We start from the raw sequence: 20,744 nt of genomic DNA, 5'->3' as shown, positions 1-20,744 counted from the left end.
CCCCCTATAGAGTAAGTAACAAACCAAACGAAAATAAAAGGCGAGATTATCGCTAATAATAGCGTTAAGCGCAATTATTCGGTAAGATTTATTACTTTGCAGACCAGATTAAAGTAATGACGCGTCGTACCGCACCCCACCCCCCCAGTTTTGAAGCGGCCATGGCCGAGCTGGAACGCATTGTTGCCGAAATGGAATCGGGACAGCTGACGCTGGAACAATCCCTCGGCGCGTACCAGCGCGGCGCAGAATTATTGAAATTCTGCCAGAGCGCTTTGGCTGATGCCCAGCAGCAAGTGCAAATCCTCGAAAACGGCACACTACAGGCCTTTACCAATCCCGGCACTCAAGATGACAACTGATTTTCTCACTTGGTCGACTGCGCTGCAAGCGCGCACCGAGATCGTACTGGAACAGCATTTACCCAATAGCGCCAATGCGCCGAAAACCCTGCATCAAGCCATGCGCTATGCAGTACTGGAAGGCGGCAAGCGCGTGCGTCCGCTATTGGCTTTCGCTGCAGGCGAAGCATGTCACGCCGATCCTGCGCGGGTGGAAATCGTCGCCTGCGCCGTCGAGCTTATCCATGCCTATTCTTTGGTGCATGATGACATGCCGTGCATGGATGACGATGTATTAAGGCGCGGCAAACCCACCTGCCATGTCGAATTCGGCGAAGCCACCGCATTGCTGGCCGGCGATAGCCTGCAAAGCCTGGCATTTGAATTGCTTGCGGATAACGTCTTAAGCGACATCCCGGCCCGGCAGATCGAAATGATCCGACTGCTGGCCCATGCTTCCGGCTCGCGCGGCATGGCTGGCGGCCAGGCCATCGACCTGGCCAGCGTCGGTGTCACCCTGACCCTGCCAGAACTTGAATTCATGCATATCCACAAGACCGGCGCATTGATCCGCGCGGCGGTCCTGCTGGGCGCCTATTGCGGTGAGCCGCTGTCCGAGCCACAGCACGCCGAACTGGATCATTATGCCAAGTGCGTCGGGCTGGCATTCCAGGTAGTAGACGACATTCTGGATGCAGAGGCGCCGACAGCAACGCTGGGTAAAACGGCCGGCAAGGACGCCGAACACAACAAGCCGACTTATGTTAGCCTCATGGGCATTTCCGCTGCCAAGGCATTCGCTCAGGAACTGCATCGCGATGCACTTGACGCCCTGAATGGCTTTGAGCACAACCAACGCTTGCGAAAACTCGCTGATTTTATCGTACAGAGATCATTTTGAGTCAAACTTACCCTTTGCTAGACCGTATTAACAACCCGCTCGATCTGCGTGAGCTGCCGCGCGATGAACTCCCCGCATTAGCCCAGGAATTACGCAATTTCATGCTCGCCAGCATCGCGCAGACGGGCGGACATTTCGCCTCGAATTTCGGTGCCGTCGAGCTCGCCATCGCCTTGCATTATGTGTTCAACACACCAGACGATCGTCTGGTGTGGGATGTGGGCCACCAAAGCTATCCGCATAAAATCCTCACCGGGCGCCGCGCGGCGATGGCCGACCTGCGCAAGGCTGGCGGCATTGCCGGCTTCCCCAAGCGCGAAGAAAGCCAATTCGACACCTTCGGCACCGGGCACTCCAGCACCTCGATCTCCGCAGCGCTGGGCATGGCGGTCGCCGCCAAGCTGGACGGACTGGATCGCCGCGCCGTCGCCATCATCGGCGACGGCGCGATGACGGCGGGCATGGCATTCGAGGCGCTGAACAACGCCGGCGACATGGATGCCAACCTGCTGGTCATTCTCAATGACAACGACATGTCAATCTCGCCCAACGTCGGTGCGCTCAACAATTACCTGGCCCGGCTCATGTCCGGCAAGTTTTATGCGGCTGCGCGCCGCGCCAGCGAGAAAGTCCTGGCGCATGTGCCGCCCATGCTTGAGCTGGCCAAACGCGCAGAAGAGCACGTAAAGGGCTTCGTCACACCCAGCACCCTGTTCGAGGAATTCGGCTTTAATTACATCGGCCCGATAGACGGCCATGACCTGGATGTACTGATCGATACATTAGGCAATATCCGGCATCTGTCCGGCCCGCAGTTTCTGCACGTCGTCACCAAAAAGGGCAAAGGCTACGCCCCTGCAGAAGAGAACTCCTGCCTTTATCATGGCGTAAGCTCTTTTAATCCGGCACTTGGCGTACTCGAAAAACCCGTCGTCAAGCCCACTTATACGCAGGTGTTCAGCGACTGGCTGTGCGACATGGCGGCGATCGAACCCCGCCTCATCGGCATCACGCCGGCGATGCGCGAAGGCTCCGGGCTGGTGCGTTTTTCCGAACAGTATCCCGAACGCTATTTCGATGTCGGCATCGCCGAGCAGCATGCGCTTACTTTTGCCGCCGGTCTCGCCGCTGACGGCTACAAACCGGTAGTCGCCATTTACTCGACTTTCCTGCAACGCGCCTACGATCAGCTCATCCACGACATTGCCTTGCAGAACCTGCCGGTGGTGTTCGCGATCGACCGCGCCGGTCTGGTCGGCGCTGACGGCCCTACTCACGCCGGCAGCTTCGATCTGAGTTATTTGCGCTGCATTCCCAACATGACAGTCATGGCGCCCTCCGATGAGAACGAGTGCCGGCAAATGCTGTACACCGCCATGCAGCTGAATACCCCCAGCGCCGTACGCTACCCGCGCGGCACCGGATCGGGCGCGCCTATCGTCAAGGACATGGAGGCGCTGCCGGTAGGCAAGGGTGTCATCCGCCGACAAGGACAACGCATCGCTTTGCTGGCGTTCGGCAGCCTGGTTACCCCGGCACTGAGCGCCGCAGAAAAGCTCGACGCCAGCGTCGCCGATATGCGCTTTGTGAAACCAATTGACCAAACGCTCATCCAACAACTGGCAAGCAATCATGAACTGATCGTCACGCTGGAGGAAAACGCAATAATGGGCGGCGCAGGCAGCGCAGTGAGCGAATGCCTGCATACACTGGGGGTGACCACTCGTGTTATCCAGTTAGGCCTGCCTGACACCTACATCGATCACGGCGACCATGCACAAATGCTGCGCGAATGCGGACTGGATGCGGACGGCATCATCGCGAGCGTCAACCGCGCCTTATCCGAGTAGTTTACTCAGGTATTCGCACGCGTTATACTGAACACATATTTAGCCTCTACAGGAATGACCATGAACGACTGTTGTGACATCACTGCCCCCATGCCGGATGTGCAAAACTACGCGGATACCCGCCAGATCGCCATCAACAAGGTGGGGATAAAATCGATCCGCCACCCGGTCAAGGTGGCCGATAAAAGCAGTGGCATACAGCACACGATTGCCAATTTCAACATGTACGTGTTCTTGCCGCATAACTTCAAGGGCACGCACATGTCGCGCTTCGTGGAGATACTCAACACCAACGAGCGCGAGATCTCCATCGAGAATTTCGAATCCATTTTGCGCCAGATGGTACAGCGCCTGGAGGCAGATTCCGGCTACATCGAAATGAGCTTCCCGTATTTCATCAACAAAACCGCGCCTGTTTCCGGCGTGCAGAGCCTGATGGATTACGACGTAACGCTGATCGGCGCGATTGAGAATGGCCAGTACGTGCACACCACCAAGGTCGTGGTGCCGGTCACCAGCCTGTGCCCGTGCTCGAAGAAAATTTCGGAATACGGCGCGCATAATCAGCGTTCGCATGTGACCATCAGCGCGCGCACCAACGACTTCATGTGGATAGAGGATATCGTTGCCGTAGCCGAGAAGCAGGCTTCCTGCGAACTCTACGGCTTGCTCAAACGCCCGGATGAGAAATTTGTCACCGAACGCGCCTACGACAATCCGAAATTCGTCGAAGACATGGTGCGCGATGTTGCCGCAGCGCTGGACAGGGAGCCGCGTATCGACAGTTATGTGGTGGAAAGCGAGAATTTCGAATCCATCCATAATCATTCGGCCTACGCATTGATCGAACGCGACAAACGCAAGCTTTGAGCTGCGACAGCATGCCAACGCCATGAAACCCGTAGCCATTTTTCGCCATATCCCGTTTGAAGGCGCAGGCTATTTCAGCGACTTTCTCGATCAGCACCAGATTCCAAGTGTATTGATCAAGGTTGACGAAAACGAACCCATCCCCGCGGACCCGACGGCATTTTCCGGCCTGGTATTCATGGGGGGCAGCATGAGCGTAAATGATCCATTGCCGTGGATTTCGCAGTCATTGCAACTGATACGCGATGCCATAGCGGCTGACATTCCCGTCCTCGGTCACTGCCTTGGCGGCCAGCTCATTTCCAAAGCGCTGGGAGCGTCTGTCAACCTCAATCCGGTAAAAGAAATCGGCTGGGGCGAAGTTTACGCCACCGACAACGACAGTGCGCGCGCATGGCTGGACGGCCTCACCCGGTTCAGCAGCTTTCACTGGCATGGTGAAACCTTCAGCCTGCCTCAAGGCGCAACGCATATCCTTAAAAGCGATTACTGCGCAAATCAGGCCTACGTCATCGGCAAAAACCTGGCCTTGCAATGCCACATCGAAATGACGGCCGACATGGTCAACAGCTGGTGTGAACACGGTACAGACGAAATCAATGCCGCCAGTGCCAGCCCCGCCGTGCAAACCCCGGCCGAAATGCAGGCCGACCTGCAAACCAGGCTGAACGACCTGAATCACGTGGCGGACCGCATGTACAGCCGCTGGATCAAGGGCCTGAAAGAATAATGAAACCGCCGATCAGTCTCGACGAACTTCACGAAATAATCGGACTGAATTTCATCTGGAAAAACGATCGTTATATCGCCATCGAAATCATCGACCAGCCGCCGGCCCTGATCGCGCAAAAATGTCATCCTGATCACGCCATTCAGAGCGACGTTCATGGTCGCGCACACCGCGAAGTCAGCACCACCATCAGCATCCCGGTCCTTGTCGAGGACGGCTCCCGGCTACATCCAGAATTTCTCCTCATAAAATTCTGATTCGTTTTTTTGCATTTACTTTCTTGACGGATTTGTGAAATCCAGTATAATTGCGGCTCTCAACCGGGTCGGTAGCTCAGTCGGTAGAGCAGCGGACTTTTAATCCGTTTGTCGCGGGTTCGAATCCCGCCCGACCCACCAGAAAACAAGGCTTGCAGCGATGCAAGCCTTTTTTATTTCCATCCGGAGCTTTCCAATAAATCCGGCGTCACACCACCGATGTCAGTATTCTCAAAGCCGACTGCGCGTGCTTGTAACGGCGCGGCCAATTTGGCACTGATTTGCGATTTATTTGGCACTAAACATTTTAAAAAATAATAGACGAAAATAGCTTTTTACGAAGCCGCCATGTATCCCCATGTTTTGCATGGGCTACGAATGCCTTAACCCTAGCCATCACCTGATCAGAACTGGCCCAACCCTCTTCCTTGCCGCGCACCAGATGCCGCATATCACGCCTGAACATCACAACCGCTCGGCGGCGTAACAACTTATGAGTTGGCCAGATACGGTAGCCAAGCGCATTAATACCTTGCGTTGCGCGGTGCACGCTCCACCGCGAAAACGTAAGCCCATATCGACCAGCACGATCTTCAATCTGCCGCACGAACCACTGCGCCTCAGACTGGCTGGAGAAGATGGCAACCATATCATCCATATAGCGCAGATAGCGCTTCACACGCAACTCACGCTTGATCCACTGGTCGATCTCGTTGCCTAGCAGGTTGGCCAGCCACTGGCTGGTTAGGTTTCCAACCGGGATGCCGACACCGCCGGGCGTGCTGCCGATAATCGAATCCAGCAGTTGCAGGGTTCGCTCGCATATGATCTTGCGCCGGCAGATCAGCTTTAGATCGGCATGCTGAATACGTTGGAAATACTTGCTGAAATCCGTCTTCGCAATCCAGACCTCCGCCAACGGCTGATTGGCCGCCATATCGCGTAGCCACTGCTGCAACCGGTCAGCCCCGGCATGCGTGCCCTTGCCGGGGCGACATGCATAGGTGTCCTCGATCATGCAGGCATCCCAGATCGGCTGCATCACATTCAGGATGGCATGCTGCATTACCCTATCCGCGAAAGGCGCAGCCAGAATTTCCCGGCGCTTCGGCTCATACACAACGAATCGACGATAGTCGCCCATCCGGTAGGTTCCGTGCAGCAGATGGTGCTGGATATTCCCCAGGTGCAGCCAAAGGTCGCTGGAAAACACCTGCACTTCAGCGCGATCTCGCTTGCCGCTGCGGGCTTTCTGGTAGGCCAGCAGCAGGTTATCCCAGTCGGCAATCCGCTCGATTAGATGGTCGTGTTTTTTACTCATATTTGGAGGTTGTTGCCATGCAGCGGCTTGGTATCGCGACTGCACGGCGTTTTTTGATATTCAGCCAGGCGACTGCCTGGCTGGGATGAAGCGGCTGATCCATAGGGGATGCAGGGTGCACGAGATTCCGCCCGGGCATCTGAGTATTGCTCTGCTGCTATTGCATCACTGACACCGCGCACGCCGATATTGCCATTGGCATTCCAGGCATTGGCATTCAAATTGAGCGTGCGAGCGCCCGCGTGGATACCCTCAACCCAACTGCCACCGGCGATGGCGTAGCGCCAGGCAACGTGGTTCACCTGGCCGCGCGTCGAAACCCGCCTTATCCCTTGTTGCATTACTGCCCTTTTATCGATTTGCGCCAGGAGGCTGCCATCGCACCAACCTGCCGCAGTAGTCCACCTCGCGGCGAGACTTCGGTAGGCGCGCTCATGATATGCCCCACGAATCGCGGGCTGATCAGCTTGCGCTCCGCACCAATGCGCAATAGGGCATTGGTTACTTCCAGATGGTCTGTTAATGCAAACACCTTGGTCTTGGTGCCTGAGCTCGCTGCCTGCACTACCAGTTCAGGCAGTGCAAACAACGCCGATTCCAGCCGCGCACCGTAGCGGTAGCGATGGCAGCGCGGAATCTTATCGAGCACAGGCATTGCCTCGACAATCAGCTGCTCGCACAGCTCCAGCACCTTCAGCCTCGGCAAGTCAGCCGCCCGGCCACTGCCGTGACCAGGCAAATCAAGCGATATGCTCATAGGGAATCACTGACACCGCGCACGCCGATATTGCCACCGGCAGCCCAGGCAGCGGCACCCAAACTGAGCGTGCGAGCGCCCGCGTGGAGACCCTCAACCCAACTGCCACCGGCGACGGCGTCGCGCCAGGCAACGTGGTTCACCTGGCCGCGCGCTTGAGCAGCGTCCTGCCCGGTATTGACCACCGTAGCATCCCACGCATAGGCGCCAGTGGTGGTGTCAAAGTGGTGATTCAGGCGCTCCCAGAGATTTCCGACACAATCCACGAAATTTGCGCAACTCACTGATTTCTGCAGGAACCCCGTGTTGCATGGCCCGGTGTTGGTCGTCATGCTCCACGCGGTATCGTTGGCAGCATCCAACCCTTGCGGTGCGCCGTCTGCCATCATCAACCATTCTTCAAAGGTCGGTTCGCGCATCCCGGCGGCATGCACACCACGATGCAGATCCAGCTCGTTATAGCCGCCCGTCGATCGCACTGGCGATACGTTGTAGCGACTGCCGAAGACCACGCTGGGCCATGCGCCTGAGATCGGCGACAATAGGTAAATGCTGCCCCAACGTCCTGGGACGAACTCGGCCATACCCTCGGGGGCGGCCTTGGGGCGAGTGGCGAGATCCCAGACGCTGTTGGGCACGATACCGATGGCTGGCAGGAAGGCGGCATCGAAGCGATTGGCTATTGGCCGAGTTCTGCCGACGTGGAAACCGCCGATCTTGCGCGAATTGCTGGCGCTATATCCGGTTGGCGCCGTAGCATTTTTACTGGCCACCAGTTTGGCCACGCCGCTTGCCTGCTGGACAGCATAGACATAGATATCGTCGCCGAGCGTGATTATGGAAAAGCTCGCGTCGTTATTCGCAACGAGATAGGGGTTCCAGGCCGTGGCGGCGCTGAGGATATAGCCAAACCCGTTGCCACCGATGTTCAGCATGCCGGCCGGTATGTCCAGGGTATCGCCGCCGCTGGTTTTGGCTAGCCGCCCCTGCACCTGAAAATAACCGGCCGACATGGCCGGGATTGCAATGATGTCGCCTACAGCCATGATCAAGCCTCCAATTCAGTGATAAGTGATTCAATTTCCGCCTGGGCGAAGCCAAGCGCAAACAGCCGCGCCTCGTTGTCGATGATGCTTTTTAGCTGCTGGCGCTGTGGATTCGTATCGCTCGGCTCGACAACACAGTAGCCTGGCATGGCGCCATCCGGCGCCTCGCCAGCGGCAAGCACTCGGTCAAAGACGTAGTGCTGAGCCGCCTCGAGCAAGCCATGCAGCTGATTAGCAACAACATGGCGGTCTGCCTCTCCGCTCCGGGCCAGAGAGACAGCAAGATCAAAGTCTTCCCGTGTTTGCAGGATTCGCGGAATTCCGTACATGTAAAACCTCCTTATTGTTCGATGAGGACGAGCGCGCCGTTGGAAACGCCCAGCCGGTAACTTTTTACCGCAGCGGTGTCGTGCACCTGAATGGCGTACTTAAGCTGGGAGTTATTATCAGGATCGAGGGTCTGACCGGAATCCAAAATCGCGTTGCAAAGCTCTTCCTGCACCCCGTTGTACCACTCGTACCCAGGTACCGTGGCGGGCACGCCGCCTTGCGGATTAGGGGCCGCAAAATACCCCGGTGTGCCCCCAGCCGGAGCCGCCGGTAAAACGGCGATGGCGGTACTGCGTTTGACTCGCTGCATGGTGTCTTTCTCCTTTATGCGTAGCTGAAAATTACATGCGTATGCGCCGGTTTGAAGCGGCTGATCACGCATTCCAAAAGATCGTTTCCCCAAACCTCAAGCGCCATTTCGGTATCGTCTTCGGTGGTCTGCTCGCGGATGGTGTTCAGCGGCGCATTGACCTGCCAGACGAAGCGCCAGGGTTCGTCGGTTACCGGGTACTCAGAATCGTCCTCGGTGGTGTGCGGCCGCCATTCGGTGATGCTCACTGTGTAGCCGAGATCGGCCGCCAGCCCGATGAAGAACGCCGGATCCTGGCCGCCCACCATAGTCACCTTGGCTACCAGTGCAGCGCGCCGCTCCTGAGTTGACTGGATGATCCCGGCGGCCGCCACGCAGGCATCGGGCAGTCCGTAGTTGCGCTCCCAGTCGGGAAGCATCATCACCGTGGTGCTTGGGTCTGCCTCCTCGAGCAGCTGGTTGGCGCTGTAATAGGCCGTGTCGAGCGCCTTGCCTTCGGCGGCTAATTCGATCGATATCGCCAGCCCATTCGGGTCGATGCTCGACGGCGGCAGCAGCAGCTTTAGAAGGTCGGCGTGATTCATGTCAGAGTCACGACGCCCTTAACAGCAATCTCGGTATGGGTGGCGTCCACCAGCGTGGCCACATTCCCGGCCGGGGCGGTGAGGTTGAAATCAAGCACGCCTGGCGTATCCGAGATAATGGCGCGAATGCGGTTGATGTAGCAGGTGTCGCCGGGTTTCAACGTGGCGAAATAGGCATCCAGCACGGTATTGATCGCCGCCGCAACATCGGCCAGCACATACCCGGCCGCCAAGGTCAGCGTAGCAGTGATGTTGGCCGCTACCGCCGTTGGCGCGAACACCAGAAAATCCGCCTGCACCGGGCGCACGCCATCGATATGGCTTTGCACGCTGGCCACCAGGCCCGCACTGGGAAGCCCGCCATTCGTCAGGATGATTACATCGGTCGTGCCCAGCCCGCGCCGGTTGGAGTACACATAGGCAGCGCTGACGCCGGATACCTCTATCGCCCAGGCGTAATAGTCATGGGCCGCACCGCCGCAAGGCGGGTTTTGCAGGCGGAACAATATGCGCGCCAGCAGCGCGGCATTGGTCTCCGCATCGGCACCGCCGGTCATGGTATTGATCGCCGCCTGTGACAGCACGCCGGGGGGCGCAGCGGTGAGCGTCAGCGCCGTGCCTGCAAGCTTGTTTCCCGCCGCCCCGGCAAGCGAAGCCTGGGCGGCAATGTTCACCGTACCGCCGGCGCCGATCACGCTGGCCGCAGTGGTGACAAAGGCAACGCCATCTATCGTCGTGGATGCAGTGCCAATGGGCACGGCTGCACCTGGCGTGCCGGAGAAGTCGATACTGCCGGTAGCTGCCACGGCTTGCAGCCGATAGATTTTATAGCGCGCGCCAAACCGCTCCAGGTAGTCCGTGTCAGCCGTATCCGCGAAAAGCTGGCGCACGATCCACTGTTGATGCTGGTAAAGCCCTTCGATGGCGGAGCCGGTGGCATTCGCCCGGATAGCATAATCGCCATCCAGCGCCACATTCGGCACCTGGCCATCCGAGCGCGGCTGATTAGCGATATCGCGCAATATACCGTCGCGCACAGCCTGATAATCGAGCGTTAAAAATGCCATGTCTTAAATCACTTTAACGGGGTAAGTAAAAGGCAACTGCTCGCCACTGGCGGCAGTCACCTGTATGAACAAATACATCCAGCCATTGCCAGGGCGATCCACAGTTACCGCTATGTCCGTCACGCGCCCATCGGCCTTGAGCGGGGCCAGCGCCTGCTCTGAATATTGCTGAGCCAGAATCGCAACACGCGCCACATCTTTCTCGCGCTGCAACTCATGCAAACGACTGCCCAGCGTGGTGTCGGCCCAGTAGCTGGCGAGCGGCGTCATCAGGCGCAGGTAGACGGCATTGGCTAGTCCATTTGCAGGGTCGCGCAAAGCCGCACCATTGCTCAGTTCATAGTCACCCGTGGACGGATTGATCCAGGCATCCATTACATTATTCCGTTGGGCGCGCTCACACTGCCGCCTTGCGGGTCAGTGTGGGTGTGGCCGTTGTAGACGTCGCGCATGCTGGACATGGACTTGTTGCCGTGGTCGATCACCTCGCCCTGCGCCTTCACGTCGGTACTGGCGGCCACCACGGGGGTGTTCAACGCCACCTCGGTGCTGGCGTTGGCGGTGATAGTGGGCGCGTTCAGATTGATGGCGACGCCGGCATTGAGGGTAAACGTCTGGGTGGTTGCCTCGATCAGGCGGCCGCGCTTGAGCACGATGCTGTCGCCTTCGTCGGTGTAGATTGCCACCTCGCCGGACTGCAGGTTCTGCAGCCGATAGCTGCCGTGCTCGGTGGCCACGATGATGCCGTGGGCGGTCTTGCCGCCGATCGGCAGCACGATGGCCATCGTGCCGGCAGGCGGGTTGCTGGTGTAGCCGTAATGCTGGAACAGCTCGGCATCCTGCAGCTGCTCGCCGGCCAGGCCATCGAGTTGCACCAGCTGCACAGCACCGCCTGATTTAACCAATGTCAGCACGCCGCGAAATGCCTGGCGAATGCTGCCGAGGGCGCGCTGGATACGGGCATCGATCTGCTTAATCATGCTGCCGCTCCAGTAAGGTCGATGATCTGTCCTGGTGCGCTATTCTTGCCACGGCGATGCTTGCCCTTATGGGGGTGAGCATCCAGCACCCAGACGCCATCTTCTTTCAGCGTCAGCTCAGTGCGTGACCCGCTAGCGCGGCCGCCCCTGAATTTACGCGCCATCAGGAAAAATACGCCATCGATACCATGCGGCTCAGAAAACACCCGAACACGCTGGCCAGGCGTCCAAAGCTTGCCACCAGCAGGCTGTCCAGGCGCGACGATACGGTGACCTTTAACCGTGGCTTGCAGAGTAAAACCATGCAAGCGGCTATCGGCCAGCAGCTTGCGTGCCCGATCGAGACAGACGGCAGTATTGTCAGCTTCATGGTCAACCACGATTTTGGGTCGATACCAGCTGACGTTGGTGTCTCTGGCCGTAGCACGCAGCGCATGCTTTCCCGTTTCAGTTGCGGTGCCGTGAGTCTGACCCAGTACGGTAATCTCGGAGTAGCGTTCGTTTACCGCCTCTTGCTTGGCAAGGCTCAGGACATTATTGCCCTTGCCATTCTTGCGCAGGATGAGCGTGGCCACTTCAGGCTTGGCGTAATCCGGCCCGCCGATAACCAGCGTACCATCCGGATCAAACCAGGGCCAAAGACCATTGGCTTCGGCAATATGCGACAGCGCATCCCATGCGCTATCGCCCGGTTCCACATTGATTTTTTCACGGGTACGGGTAGCATCAGCATCGATGCGGATCTTGGTGATACCCAGCGGCCGCACCACCTTGGCCATGATGTCTGCCAGGCTGGACATACGTGCGACAAACACAGGCGCAGAGCAGTCGACCAGGTTGGCCGCCTTATCACGACCAGATATTGAGAATGTACGGGCAGTCTTGCTGACTTCATCATCGATATCATCAATCCGGCCAATCATCACGGTTTCGCCACCAACGCGCACTTCTGCCGGCGCACCGACAACAACGTCAGGCGGCATCTGGCCACCACGCATGCCCATCGTGACATGCCATGCGTCCGCAGGGATCAGCAAGTCAGAATCGACATCGTAGTCCTCCCAGTCCTCATGCATCTTGCCGCCGATCAGCAGCTGCACTTTGTCAGCTGGCGTAGGCATTGAGCTTATCCCCCTGCTGGATGAAGTTAGGCAGCCGTATATTGTTCAAACGGAACAGCTCAGGCGCACGGGTATGGTCGCCATACAGACGATGCGCGATCAGACGGAAATTACCTGGTGCATTCATCACCCGCACGATCAAAGGCGGCCGGATCTCGATAATCGCGCGCGCCGCATCCTGAATCGCCAGCGCCTGATCTTTTAATGGCTCGGTAATCGCACGGCTCTGCTCCAGCGGATAAATGGCGCGCACATCGACAATCGCGCTCTCAATGCTGGTACGCACAGCATTGGCGATGGCAGTGATCTCAAGCGGGGATAACGTCGGCGTGGCCGACTCGGTAGACAGCAACATCCCGGCAGCGCTTGCCAGCCCGGTAGCTGAATTGATTTTGACAGTGACAGCTGCCGCAGCCACAGCCTGCTGCTCAGTCGGCACAGCGCTTGCATTCACCTGCGCCGGCACACTGGCGGGCGGCGCGCTGAATACATCGAACAGCGTCAAATTGCTCTGTACCGACGCCCATGCAGCCGACACATTGGTAGTGAAATCCTGCGCATCCAGCACGCCACCAACCAATGCAGAAACATCATTGCCCCATGCGCGAGGGTAAGCCAGCACATCCATCCCGCTGAGTAATACACCTTGCACCTGCGACATACCCGCCAACAGCGGACCGGTCATCGCCTGGCGCAAGGTATCCAGCGCAGCCAGCGGGTTAGCTGCATGCAGCCTGTCGACCACGTTACCAATTTCAGATATGGCAGATGCTGTGGCCGCATCGCCATGCTGCCCAATGGCATCAGCTTTTTGCGATGGCAGGCTACGGTCAAAAAATGGATTACTAGGGGTGGACTCGATAAACTCAAGGCTGACTGACACCTGGTCGACATTATCAGCCTCATGGTGGACGCTGGAGCGTATCGCTTGCGCGGTCTTGATCGAGCCGAATACGGGATGGATAAACTCACCGGGACCAGGCTGGTCAAATGCTGCAAGGAACGCCTGCAGCCTGACCTCATAATCATCGCCAAAGAATATTGCCGCAACACTGAAATGACGAGGACCACGCCCAAGGTCTTCGATGTCCGCGCCATCGACGTAAGGGTAGGAATGCTCGGCCGTAGCGCGATCCGCACTGTCATCCGTACTGATGCAGTCGAAAACAACGCCTCTGAACGAGGCTTCAAGTAGGGTATCTTTCCAGGCCATGCGCACAGATTACGCGCGCGCGTGAGGCTGGTTAAGGCGGAAGAGCTTCCGCCTGATGGTTACAAGAGGTTATTTACAATCCGCGCACGTTCCTCTAAGCGGATTTGTTTAGTAATATCATTGAATCCGGCATCCAAATATGCCACTGAAAACCACAACCAAATCCACCGTGATAAAATCCCATATTTCTCCATCTTCGGTTTTGCTCGGAATGGACGAGAAATCTCAAACATCAGCATCATATCTAATCATCCATTTAAACATTAATGACGGCTCGCCTGACGTGCGTTAGCCTGGTTAACTGCAGCCACGATATTGCCGTTTTTGACGTCGACCTCAACCTTGAGCGACTGCCTTGCCTCAGCGCTACCCATAAAGGCCAATGCCCTTGCAATAGATCTGCCCAGCGAGTCGGCAAACGCGGTGCCCTCAATACCTTTGTTGACCAGGCTACCGACACCATATCCAGCTGCACCGGCAACTCCAACCCCACCGGCAATCGTAGCCAGCCCGGAAGCACCCAGCCCAGCCATAGTAGTGAGCGATGATCCACCGGCAAATGCAGCAGTGACGCCAAGCCGGGTGAGCAGGCTGCCGCCTGCTTTCTGAGCCAGCGCGCCGCCACCCCTGCCTGTAAGCAACCCGGCTACACCCGACGCAGCAGCAGCTGCAGCCAAAGCCGTCAGTGCCGTAGTAGCCGCCATGACTGCAGCAGTCAATACTGGGTACTGACGAGCCATACTGGTCATCCAGTCAGCTGTTGATGACACCATCGGCGCCAGCTTCTCAAACGCATTCTGAGTGGCAAATACTTTTTCATTACCCGCTTGCTGGGCTTTAAAACCGGCCTCTGCCGAGATTACAGCAAAATTCTTTTCGGTAGCACCTGCACCGGCGAGTGTTTTCTTCTGCACATCCGCCATATAGCTGCGATTACTCATGATACCTACCAGCGCCATTAATGCCTGCCGGTCCTGTACAATTTTACCGATTGCCGACCCCTGCAGGATATCGGCCTGGCTTTCAAGTATCGTCTTGCGATCACCGCCCTGAGCAGTTTTCAGCTTGCCCTGCAGCGCCTGATAATTCTTGTCCTTGCCAACAATGCTATCCGTGATGGCGACAAAAGCATCAATGCCGTCCATCCCCTTGCCCCGTGCTGCAGCCAGCGTGCCAGACAGATTAATACCTTGCTTTTGAGCATCTTTTGCCGTGTCACTGCTGTTGATCTTGGTCAGCAGGTTCACCAGGTTGTTACCAGCTTCATCTTTCGAGCCAGCAGTAATCGCCGATGCCTGGTTCGCTGCCAGCAGCTTGGCCAGACCAGCGGTACCGGATAATCCGGATATCTTGGCCGCCGCCATTTGCTGCGGCAGCCACTTGGCCATGTCCTTCAGCTCGAATCCACCTGCCTGGCCTGCAGTAATCGCCATATCGATGGCATTACCCATTTCACCCGGCTTGATGCCAAAGGTCTGCATGCCACGGATGCCGATCTGGGCAAGCTGGTTGGGGTCAGCACCAGAAGCTGTGCCAGAACGCACCAGCGTCGGCAGCATCCCCATCGCATCCTTGGCCGACATGGCACCGGAGGCGATCAACGTATCGAGGGTCTCGGCCGCGCTGTCGCGGGTACCGCCGCCGTAACGCACTGCTTTGACAATAGCGCTATTCAGTTCATCCTTGCCTGCAATACGACCGCCAGCGTTACGATCGGTAAATGCAGTATTGGCCATGCCCGCCAGCCGCATGCCATAATCCATCGTCTGATTCAGCGGGCGCGATATAACGTAACCTGCTGCAGCGACACCCGCAGCAGCCCTGGACATTCCCTCAATCATCCGCTGCGCACGTGCCGCCTGCTCTGATACCGTCCGCAGGCCGTTGATAAGCGCCACAGGACCGCGCTCATTGGCTAAGCGGCGCACACCGGCGAGCAGGTTGTCATTCTTTTGAATAGCCGTTGAAGTTTGGCGCTCGTAGCCCTGCATTTTGCGGGTGAGCAGATCTACCGAGCTTTGAGTTCGGCCGATCTCAGACTGCATGTTGCGCTGTGAACCGGTGAACGCGCCAGAGGCGAGATCACGCAAGCGCATTATCAGTTCTAGTTCAAGTTTTCCGCTCATGATGGTTTCTTTTTGCGCTGGCTGATGACGCGTTTGGTAGTGGTATCACCATGTGCTTTTGCCCCAGAAAGCTGAAGCACGACACTGAGGTGGGATTCAACCTCGGCCTCGCTCATATCGAGCACTTTGTCCGGGTCGAACCCGGCGCGGGCGAGCAGCCCCTGCGCCTGGCGAATTGGCTTTAGCTGCTGCTCAGCGCATCGAGCTTTTTTTCGACTTCATCCGCCGCATTATCGATAACGATGAAATCACGATCCACCATATCCAGGAGCAAATCCAGCGTGATCATCTCGGCATCAACCCCATCGATACTTAGCCGTTGCGCAATCCCGGAGTAACGCTTCTTGTTTTCTGGCAGATCGAGATAGCCGTCAATCTCGGATAATGCGATGGCATCGCGCAGCGTGCCGGAACGAATCTCGAACTCCCGATAGCGCTGCCCATCAACCTCAACACCGATCGGCAGCGTACCCTTTACGATAATGGCGCTCATTCTTCCACCTTGCGCAATGCGCCCATAGCAATATCGCGCATGGCTTCATTGTCTACCGTGTATTTTTCACCAACACTAATTGCGAAACAATCAAGGTAGCTAACACGCTGGCCACCGGTAGATAGCGGGTATTGAGTAATCTTTGCCCCTTCGATCGCAGCCCAGTCAATATCGCCAGTCAGCGGAATCACAGCTGAAATACTCAGGTCGTATTCCTTAATACCTCTGGAAAAGCCTTTTGCTCGACCTGTTTTATTCATTGTCTTGACCAGTTTTCGGCCGGTTTTTTCAGTCGCATTCAGGCTCGCGATCTCGACCTCTTTACCATCGATCTCCATCACAATCGAGCCGGCGTATTCTTCTAATGCCATAATCTTTCTCCAGTTAGGATAGTAAGCTTGGCGTTAAACCAATGCTATCGCCATCAAAATTTAACGCCTAAAGCAACAAGTCAATCCGACCAGCAAACACATGCAGCCCGTTCACCACATCAGCTGGGATCTTCGCATCCAGTCGATTCGGATCTTGCAGATCGCGCTCAACCAGCAAGCCTGCTGCATTGGCCGCTACGTTCTCCACGATTTCCAGCTCCTCCAACTTGGTCAGCACATCGAGCAGCTCCGACCGCACTTTTGGCGCAGTCCGCTCCGATAGCTTCTCGCGTGGGAAACGCAGCGCGATGCGTTCACGGGCGGCCTTGCGCACGTAATCCAGCGTGCGGATAGTGGTCAGATCCAGCAGGCTGATGTCCGGGATACCGCTGGCATTTACCGTGTACATGGTGATCGCGCGCACGATCTGCACGACACCGCCAGGCCCAACTTCAGCCGGGGTGATACCGTTGTACAGCGCGTTTTCCTGCTCGGTGCGCGACAGCCAGTTCGCCATTGGCGGCGGAGTGAGGCCGGTCAATGGCACCGTATTCAGCGGCCGCGCTGGGTCCTCCTCGCTGGCGCACACCGCGCCATACGACGCCGCCACTTCACAGACTAGGTCAGACGCATTAGGCACCAGAATTCCCGATATGCGGCCGCTATTATTAGCCAGTGCCGCCGTCGTTGCAGTCGACAAAGTGGACACAAATCCGCAGACACCAATTGCGCCGCGCTGCTCCATCGGGCCGGCCACGCTGTCCAGGTGCGTGCGCAGCGAGGTCAGATTTGTCGCATCGTTATACGGCGACACCAGGATATTGTGCCCGGCGGAGAATACAGTCGGCAGCACCGTAGTCAGTTGCGGGTCGGTCGCACCGCCAGCAAATGCTGTGGCCACCACGGTGGTGGTACCGACAGTGCTGGTCACCGAGATCTTGATCGAGTTACCCAGCGCGCCCTTGTTCTTGGCAGTCAATGTCACCACACCCGCCAGCACCGTCGCCGTGACCGGCAGATCCGGCTGCTTGCCGATCTGCGTAGCCAGTGCCGATGCGATCGTCGCCGGCAGGTCGCCGCTATTAACTGCAATCTGCACTTGCTGCGCACCGATTCCCAGCGTTACCACGCCAGCGGTTGAAGCAGTGCCGGTCACCGTCACCGTGCTGGCGGCAGCCAGGCTGGCCGCATCGTCATCCAGCGCGATCACCGACAATGCCAGATACGGATTGGCGCGCAATGCCGCCCGTACCATCAGATGCAGCATCGATCCATAGCCGAAGTACGTCGCCGCATCGGTATCCGAGAAAACATCCGTCAGCACATTGGCCAGCACCGTACCGGCAGCAGTGCGCTGGCCCATGATCAGCGTCTTTTGCAGGTTACCCGGCAAGGTACGTACCGCCAGGGCGGTATTGAATTCGAAATATTTTCCCGGCTTACGGATGCTCGACGGGATACTGCTGAAGGCAATATTCTTGCTAGCCATTATTCAGATCCTTTGCTTGTACTTGCTTTGGGTGCGACGGGCGCATCCGCCAGAACAACGTCACCATCAGCAAGGCGACGCAAGTAATACGCACTATCAGGGACTTCAATCGCCACATCCTCCGTAATATAATCATTGGGCTTGCCCTCCATCGGCACCTTCAGCCCTGCATTTGCTTTAACCCACATCGTCATTTCTCCTATCTATACCAAGGTAATCACATCGGACGCATCAGGGATGCCATCGTCCGGCTGCAGGTAATAATTTATGCCCAAGCGCAACCAATCTGGTGCGGCTGGGTCGGTCGGCTCCGGATCGATCATGAATGCCGTATGCCACTCCTGGGAGAAAACCGACATCGCCAGCCCGTTCATGCGCACGTTGTAGAGCGTCTTCACCGCGCCTGGCGTAAACCGCTCGATCGCCAGACCAAAATCCTGATTCAGCAGCATCCGCCGCGCATCTTCCAGCATCCGGTACGCACCCACCTCCAGCACCGCACCAGCAGCATCAGCCAGCCCACGACGGCTAAAACCCTCGCCGCGCACGCTGCGCGCACCCACCAGCACAGCAAAGGTCGCAGGCATCTTCCAGCGGGCTTTCTGGGTGCCATAAGGCACTGGCTTGCCACCACCCGCATACACCACCACAAACCCGGCAAGCGGCGTATCACCTGGTTAATATCTTCGTCAAACTCCCCGCCGTAAGTCGCCAGCGAGGCAAACTTGTAGCCCAACCTGCCATCGTTGGCAGTCCCGATACGAGCGAGGATGGCGTCTTCGATCTCGGTTATCATCAGTAATCCGCCAGCGTGTCGCGGCTGAATGTACGAGTGCCGTTATTAATCTGCACGGCGCCGCGCGTCGGTACCTCTTGCTGGGCAGGGTCCAGCCCCAGCGTCAGATCGCCGCGCTTCACCGCCTCCAGCATCTTGATCGAGTCTTTGTAACGGTTGCGCGACGGCTCGGTTTCCTGCGCGTCACCGCCAGAGAGGCGGTAGCGGGTAATGTCACAGCAGATCCGGGTCAGCAGGCGCGGCACGTTCGGCAGCGGCAGCGCATAGCGCCCATCCAGATAAGCATCGATCTCATCCGATGCCAGGCTCAAGGCATCAGCCAGCACAGTCGCATCGATCGTGCCAAGCAGGCTGCGGTCGGTGAGCATGACCACCTCACGCTCACCGAATACAGACACCATGTCGGCTTGTGTAGCGTAATCCATCAGCCCACAGTCTCACTTTGCGAATCTGACGTGCCGCCTTGATCTGCGTCCTTCACCCGCTCAACCGCCCCCACATCCAGCAGCTGCTGCAAGTGAATCTCATCGACCTGCAGCAGATCACCGGCTGCGAACGACTCATCGTTATACGTTACCGGCGTCTTTACCAACACCGGCACCATCACACCTTTATTTGGTTTTGCCACGATTCTCTCCTTGACGACTGCCTGCTGGAATCGGCAGGCAGTCTGAGGTTAATGATTAAGCTACGGCGTTCTGGAAGAAGTATCCAGCATCAGGTGCACTGATCACTTCCTTCACGCTTTCGCCTACACGGATACGCACACTACCGCGCAGCCCAATTTTAGAATCCGGAACCGCACCAGCAATCCGCGTGCCCCACTGTGCGGTGAAGCCGAAGCAAGGCTGCGCCGCCTGAGCCGCCATCAGCGAGCTGTAAATCAGTGAGCAGTGCTTGCCCCATACGCGCTGATAGTTAGGGGCCTGGCCTTTACGCGCGGTGTTGATGAATCCTGCGCCGACGATCACTTCATCGACCTCCAGCAACTCAGCCAAGGCCTCCTTGGGCACAGAACCAGAGTTTTGCGGCGTCTTAAAGACTGCGTTAACGATCTTCGGATGCTGACGCAGTATCGTCCATACCTGCTGTCCAAGAATCACTTTGTTAGGGCGGATCAGCGTGCTATCCAGTGCGCCGAGCAATGCTGAAAGCGGGTTAGAGTTGGCGTAATCGCTCCACTGGCTGGTGCCAGCCAGCGTCTGCTGATTGGCCGCAGCATAGTTGGCCGCGTTAAACACTGTACCTGCGACGCGCACTTCACGATCCAGCTCGATCAGGCCGGTCAGCATCATGGCTGACAAAGACTGCGGATCAATCGGGCCGCCGGTAGCAGGTTTAGGCATGCTCTCAAATGCCTGAATATCATCATTCGGCAATACGTCATCGAGACCATAATCCATCACCTCACCAGTCATTTCGGTACCACCGAAATCAACCACGTTAGGCTCCGATTTACGCCCAACATTAGTATTCGGAACGGTGTAACCTTGCTCCGCGCTGTAAACCGTAAAATTGAATTTTTTCGCAGTCGGAAACCGCGGCAGCGCCTTATCGGCAATCAGGGCGATGTCCGGATTTTTATAACCAATTGCGATAGCCGTCAGCTGCGGATTGACCGGGAATGCCGTGGTATTCAAACCCACAAATACACTTGCGATCGCAGCATGATCAGGCGCCATAACACCGAAGGCCATAGCCACGAGAATGCCCAAAACCATCATCAGGCTGAAACGGTTTTCCATAAAATAGTTTTTCATTGCGTATCCTTGATAAATAAATGGGTAGCCC

Annotated in this window: 27 protein-coding genes, 1 tRNA gene and 1 pseudogene; 7 read left to right on the top strand and 22 right to left on the bottom strand. The window is 57.2% G+C overall.

From position 1 onward, the window contains the following. Nucleotides 1–116 precede the first annotated feature (116 nt). The 7 genes from CAP31_RS03990 (at nucleotide 117) to CAP31_RS03960 (ending at nucleotide 5,090) form a co-directional block, all read left to right on the top strand. Nucleotides 117–362: an exodeoxyribonuclease VII small subunit gene (locus CAP31_RS03990; RefSeq protein WP_087446355.1), complete on the top strand. Its 246-nt coding sequence runs from the start codon at nucleotides 117–119 to the stop codon at nucleotides 360–362. Then, nucleotides 352–1,242, top strand: a complete 891-nt coding sequence (locus CAP31_RS03985; RefSeq protein WP_087446354.1) for a polyprenyl synthetase family protein — start codon at nucleotides 352–354, stop codon at nucleotides 1,240–1,242. Before CAP31_RS03990 ends, CAP31_RS03985 begins: the two co-directional genes overlap by 11 nt. After that, nucleotides 1,239–3,092, top strand: coding sequence for a 1-deoxy-D-xylulose-5-phosphate synthase (gene dxs, locus CAP31_RS03980; RefSeq protein WP_087446353.1), 1,854 nt, complete (start codon nucleotides 1,239–1,241; stop codon nucleotides 3,090–3,092). Before CAP31_RS03985 ends, dxs begins: the two co-directional genes overlap by 4 nt. Before the next feature lie 60 nt (nucleotides 3,093–3,152). After that, nucleotides 3,153–3,962 (top strand): GTP cyclohydrolase FolE2, encoded by an 810-nt coding sequence (folE2, locus tag CAP31_RS03975; protein ID WP_087446352.1) that lies wholly within the window; start codon nucleotides 3,153–3,155, stop codon nucleotides 3,960–3,962. Between the two features lie 22 nt (nucleotides 3,963–3,984). Continuing rightward, entirely contained in the window at nucleotides 3,985–4,692 is a 708-nt protein-coding gene (locus CAP31_RS03970; RefSeq protein WP_087446351.1) for a type 1 glutamine amidotransferase, read from the top strand. Further along, on the top strand, nucleotides 4,692–4,949 hold the full coding sequence (locus CAP31_RS03965; protein ID WP_087446350.1) for a hypothetical protein: 258 nt from the start codon (nucleotides 4,692–4,694) through the stop codon (nucleotides 4,947–4,949). The genes CAP31_RS03970 and CAP31_RS03965 overlap by 1 nt, the downstream gene beginning before the upstream one ends. A 65-nt stretch (nucleotides 4,950–5,014) precedes the next feature. Beyond that, nucleotides 5,015–5,090, top strand: a tRNA-Lys gene (locus CAP31_RS03960). A gap of 166 nt (nucleotides 5,091–5,256) precedes the next feature. On the opposite strand, the gene CAP31_RS03955 is transcribed toward CAP31_RS03960, so the two are convergent. From CAP31_RS03955 to CAP31_RS03850, 22 genes and pseudogenes are all read right to left on the bottom strand, one after another. Continuing rightward, nucleotides 5,257–6,270 (bottom strand): RNA-directed DNA polymerase, encoded by a 1,014-nt coding sequence (locus tag CAP31_RS03955; protein WP_087446349.1) that lies wholly within the window; start codon nucleotides 6,268–6,270, stop codon nucleotides 5,257–5,259. Then, on the bottom strand, nucleotides 6,267–6,611 hold the full coding sequence (locus tag CAP31_RS03950) for a hypothetical protein (protein ID WP_087446348.1): 345 nt from the start codon (nucleotides 6,609–6,611) through the stop codon (nucleotides 6,267–6,269). Before CAP31_RS03950 ends, CAP31_RS03955 begins: the two co-directional genes overlap by 4 nt. Continuing rightward, nucleotides 6,611–7,027 (bottom strand): four helix bundle protein, encoded by a 417-nt coding sequence (locus CAP31_RS03945; protein ID WP_087446347.1) that lies wholly within the window; start codon nucleotides 7,025–7,027, stop codon nucleotides 6,611–6,613. Before CAP31_RS03945 ends, CAP31_RS03950 begins: the two co-directional genes overlap by 1 nt. After that, nucleotides 7,024–8,073, bottom strand: a complete 1,050-nt coding sequence (locus tag CAP31_RS03940; protein WP_087446346.1) for a hypothetical protein — start codon at nucleotides 8,071–8,073, stop codon at nucleotides 7,024–7,026. Before CAP31_RS03940 ends, CAP31_RS03945 begins: the two co-directional genes overlap by 4 nt. Nucleotides 8,074–8,075: 2 nt before the next feature. Then, entirely contained in the window at nucleotides 8,076–8,402 is a 327-nt protein-coding gene (locus tag CAP31_RS03935; protein ID WP_087446345.1) for a hypothetical protein, read from the bottom strand. 11 nt (nucleotides 8,403–8,413) lie between these two features. Further along, nucleotides 8,414–8,713, bottom strand: coding sequence for a hypothetical protein (locus tag CAP31_RS03930; protein ID WP_087446344.1), 300 nt, complete (start codon nucleotides 8,711–8,713; stop codon nucleotides 8,414–8,416). Nucleotides 8,714–8,727: 14 nt separating this feature from the next. After that, nucleotides 8,728–9,297 carry a YmfQ family protein gene (locus tag CAP31_RS03925; RefSeq protein WP_087446343.1) on the bottom strand — a complete coding sequence of 190 codons (570 nt, stop codon included), beginning with the start codon at nucleotides 9,295–9,297 and terminating at the stop codon, nucleotides 8,728–8,730. Continuing rightward, nucleotides 9,294–10,364 carry a baseplate J/gp47 family protein gene (locus tag CAP31_RS03920; protein ID WP_087446342.1) on the bottom strand — a complete coding sequence of 357 codons (1,071 nt, stop codon included), beginning with the start codon at nucleotides 10,362–10,364 and terminating at the stop codon, nucleotides 9,294–9,296. The genes CAP31_RS03925 and CAP31_RS03920 overlap by 4 nt, the downstream gene beginning before the upstream one ends. Before the next feature lie 3 nt (nucleotides 10,365–10,367). Further along, complete coding sequence (locus CAP31_RS03915) at nucleotides 10,368–10,739, bottom strand: phage GP46 family protein (protein ID WP_087446341.1); 372 nt, start codon at nucleotides 10,737–10,739, stop codon at nucleotides 10,368–10,370. Further along, entirely contained in the window at nucleotides 10,739–11,344 is a 606-nt protein-coding gene (locus tag CAP31_RS03910; RefSeq protein WP_087446340.1) for a phage baseplate assembly protein V, read from the bottom strand. The genes CAP31_RS03915 and CAP31_RS03910 overlap by 1 nt, the downstream gene beginning before the upstream one ends. Then, nucleotides 11,341–12,465: a phage baseplate assembly protein gene (locus CAP31_RS03905; protein WP_087446339.1), complete on the bottom strand. Its 1,125-nt coding sequence runs from the start codon at nucleotides 12,463–12,465 to the stop codon at nucleotides 11,341–11,343. Before CAP31_RS03905 ends, CAP31_RS03910 begins: the two co-directional genes overlap by 4 nt. Further along, nucleotides 12,449–13,678 carry a DNA circularization protein gene (locus tag CAP31_RS03900; RefSeq protein ID WP_087446338.1) on the bottom strand — a complete coding sequence of 410 codons (1,230 nt, stop codon included), beginning with the start codon at nucleotides 13,676–13,678 and terminating at the stop codon, nucleotides 12,449–12,451. Before CAP31_RS03900 ends, CAP31_RS03905 begins: the two co-directional genes overlap by 17 nt. A 59-nt stretch (nucleotides 13,679–13,737) precedes the next feature. Next, nucleotides 13,738–13,920, bottom strand: coding sequence for a hypothetical protein (locus CAP31_RS03895; protein WP_087446337.1), 183 nt, complete (start codon nucleotides 13,918–13,920; stop codon nucleotides 13,738–13,740). A 21-nt stretch (nucleotides 13,921–13,941) separates the two neighbouring features. Continuing rightward, a complete protein-coding gene (locus CAP31_RS03890; protein WP_087446336.1) occupies nucleotides 13,942–15,804 on the bottom strand; it encodes a phage tail tape measure protein in 1,863 nt (620 codons plus the stop codon). 181 nt (nucleotides 15,805–15,985) lie between these two features. Beyond that, entirely contained in the window at nucleotides 15,986–16,297 is a 312-nt protein-coding gene (locus tag CAP31_RS03885) for a hypothetical protein (RefSeq protein ID WP_087446335.1), read from the bottom strand. Continuing rightward, nucleotides 16,294–16,668, bottom strand: a complete 375-nt coding sequence (locus CAP31_RS03880) for a phage tail protein (RefSeq protein WP_087446334.1) — start codon at nucleotides 16,666–16,668, stop codon at nucleotides 16,294–16,296. The genes CAP31_RS03885 and CAP31_RS03880 overlap by 4 nt, the downstream gene beginning before the upstream one ends. A 67-nt stretch (nucleotides 16,669–16,735) precedes the next feature. Further along, complete coding sequence (locus tag CAP31_RS03875) at nucleotides 16,736–18,157, bottom strand: phage tail sheath subtilisin-like domain-containing protein (protein ID WP_087446333.1); 1,422 nt, start codon at nucleotides 18,155–18,157, stop codon at nucleotides 16,736–16,738. Next, the gene (locus tag CAP31_RS03870; RefSeq protein WP_087446332.1) at nucleotides 18,157–18,351 is read right to left on the bottom strand and encodes a DUF2635 domain-containing protein; all 195 of its coding nucleotides are present in this window, start codon (nucleotides 18,349–18,351) and stop codon (nucleotides 18,157–18,159) included. Before CAP31_RS03870 ends, CAP31_RS03875 begins: the two co-directional genes overlap by 1 nt. A gap of 9 nt (nucleotides 18,352–18,360) precedes the next feature. Then, nucleotides 18,361–18,953: pseudogene (locus CAP31_RS03865) on the bottom strand (phage protein Gp37). Next, nucleotides 18,953–19,378 (bottom strand): gp436 family protein, encoded by a 426-nt coding sequence (locus CAP31_RS03860; protein ID WP_087446331.1) that lies wholly within the window; start codon nucleotides 19,376–19,378, stop codon nucleotides 18,953–18,955. Before CAP31_RS03860 ends, CAP31_RS03865 begins: the two are co-directional and overlap by 1 nt. Continuing rightward, nucleotides 19,378–19,581 (bottom strand): hypothetical protein, encoded by a 204-nt coding sequence (locus tag CAP31_RS03855; RefSeq protein ID WP_157662646.1) that lies wholly within the window; start codon nucleotides 19,579–19,581, stop codon nucleotides 19,378–19,380. The genes CAP31_RS03860 and CAP31_RS03855 overlap by 1 nt, the downstream gene beginning before the upstream one ends. Before the next feature lie 55 nt (nucleotides 19,582–19,636). Further along, the gene (locus tag CAP31_RS03850) at nucleotides 19,637–20,713 is read right to left on the bottom strand and encodes a phage capsid protein (protein WP_223247353.1); all 1,077 of its coding nucleotides are present in this window, start codon (nucleotides 20,711–20,713) and stop codon (nucleotides 19,637–19,639) included. Nucleotides 20,714–20,744: the final 31 nt, after the last annotated feature.

The sequence above is a fragment of the Sulfuriferula sp. AH1 genome (genome assembly GCF_002162035.1).
Classification (GTDB): domain Bacteria; phylum Pseudomonadota; class Gammaproteobacteria; order Burkholderiales; family Sulfuriferulaceae; genus Sulfuriferula.
The sequence above is the reverse complement of the archived record's forward strand: the minus strand, read 5'-3'. Positions and strand labels throughout refer to the sequence as shown.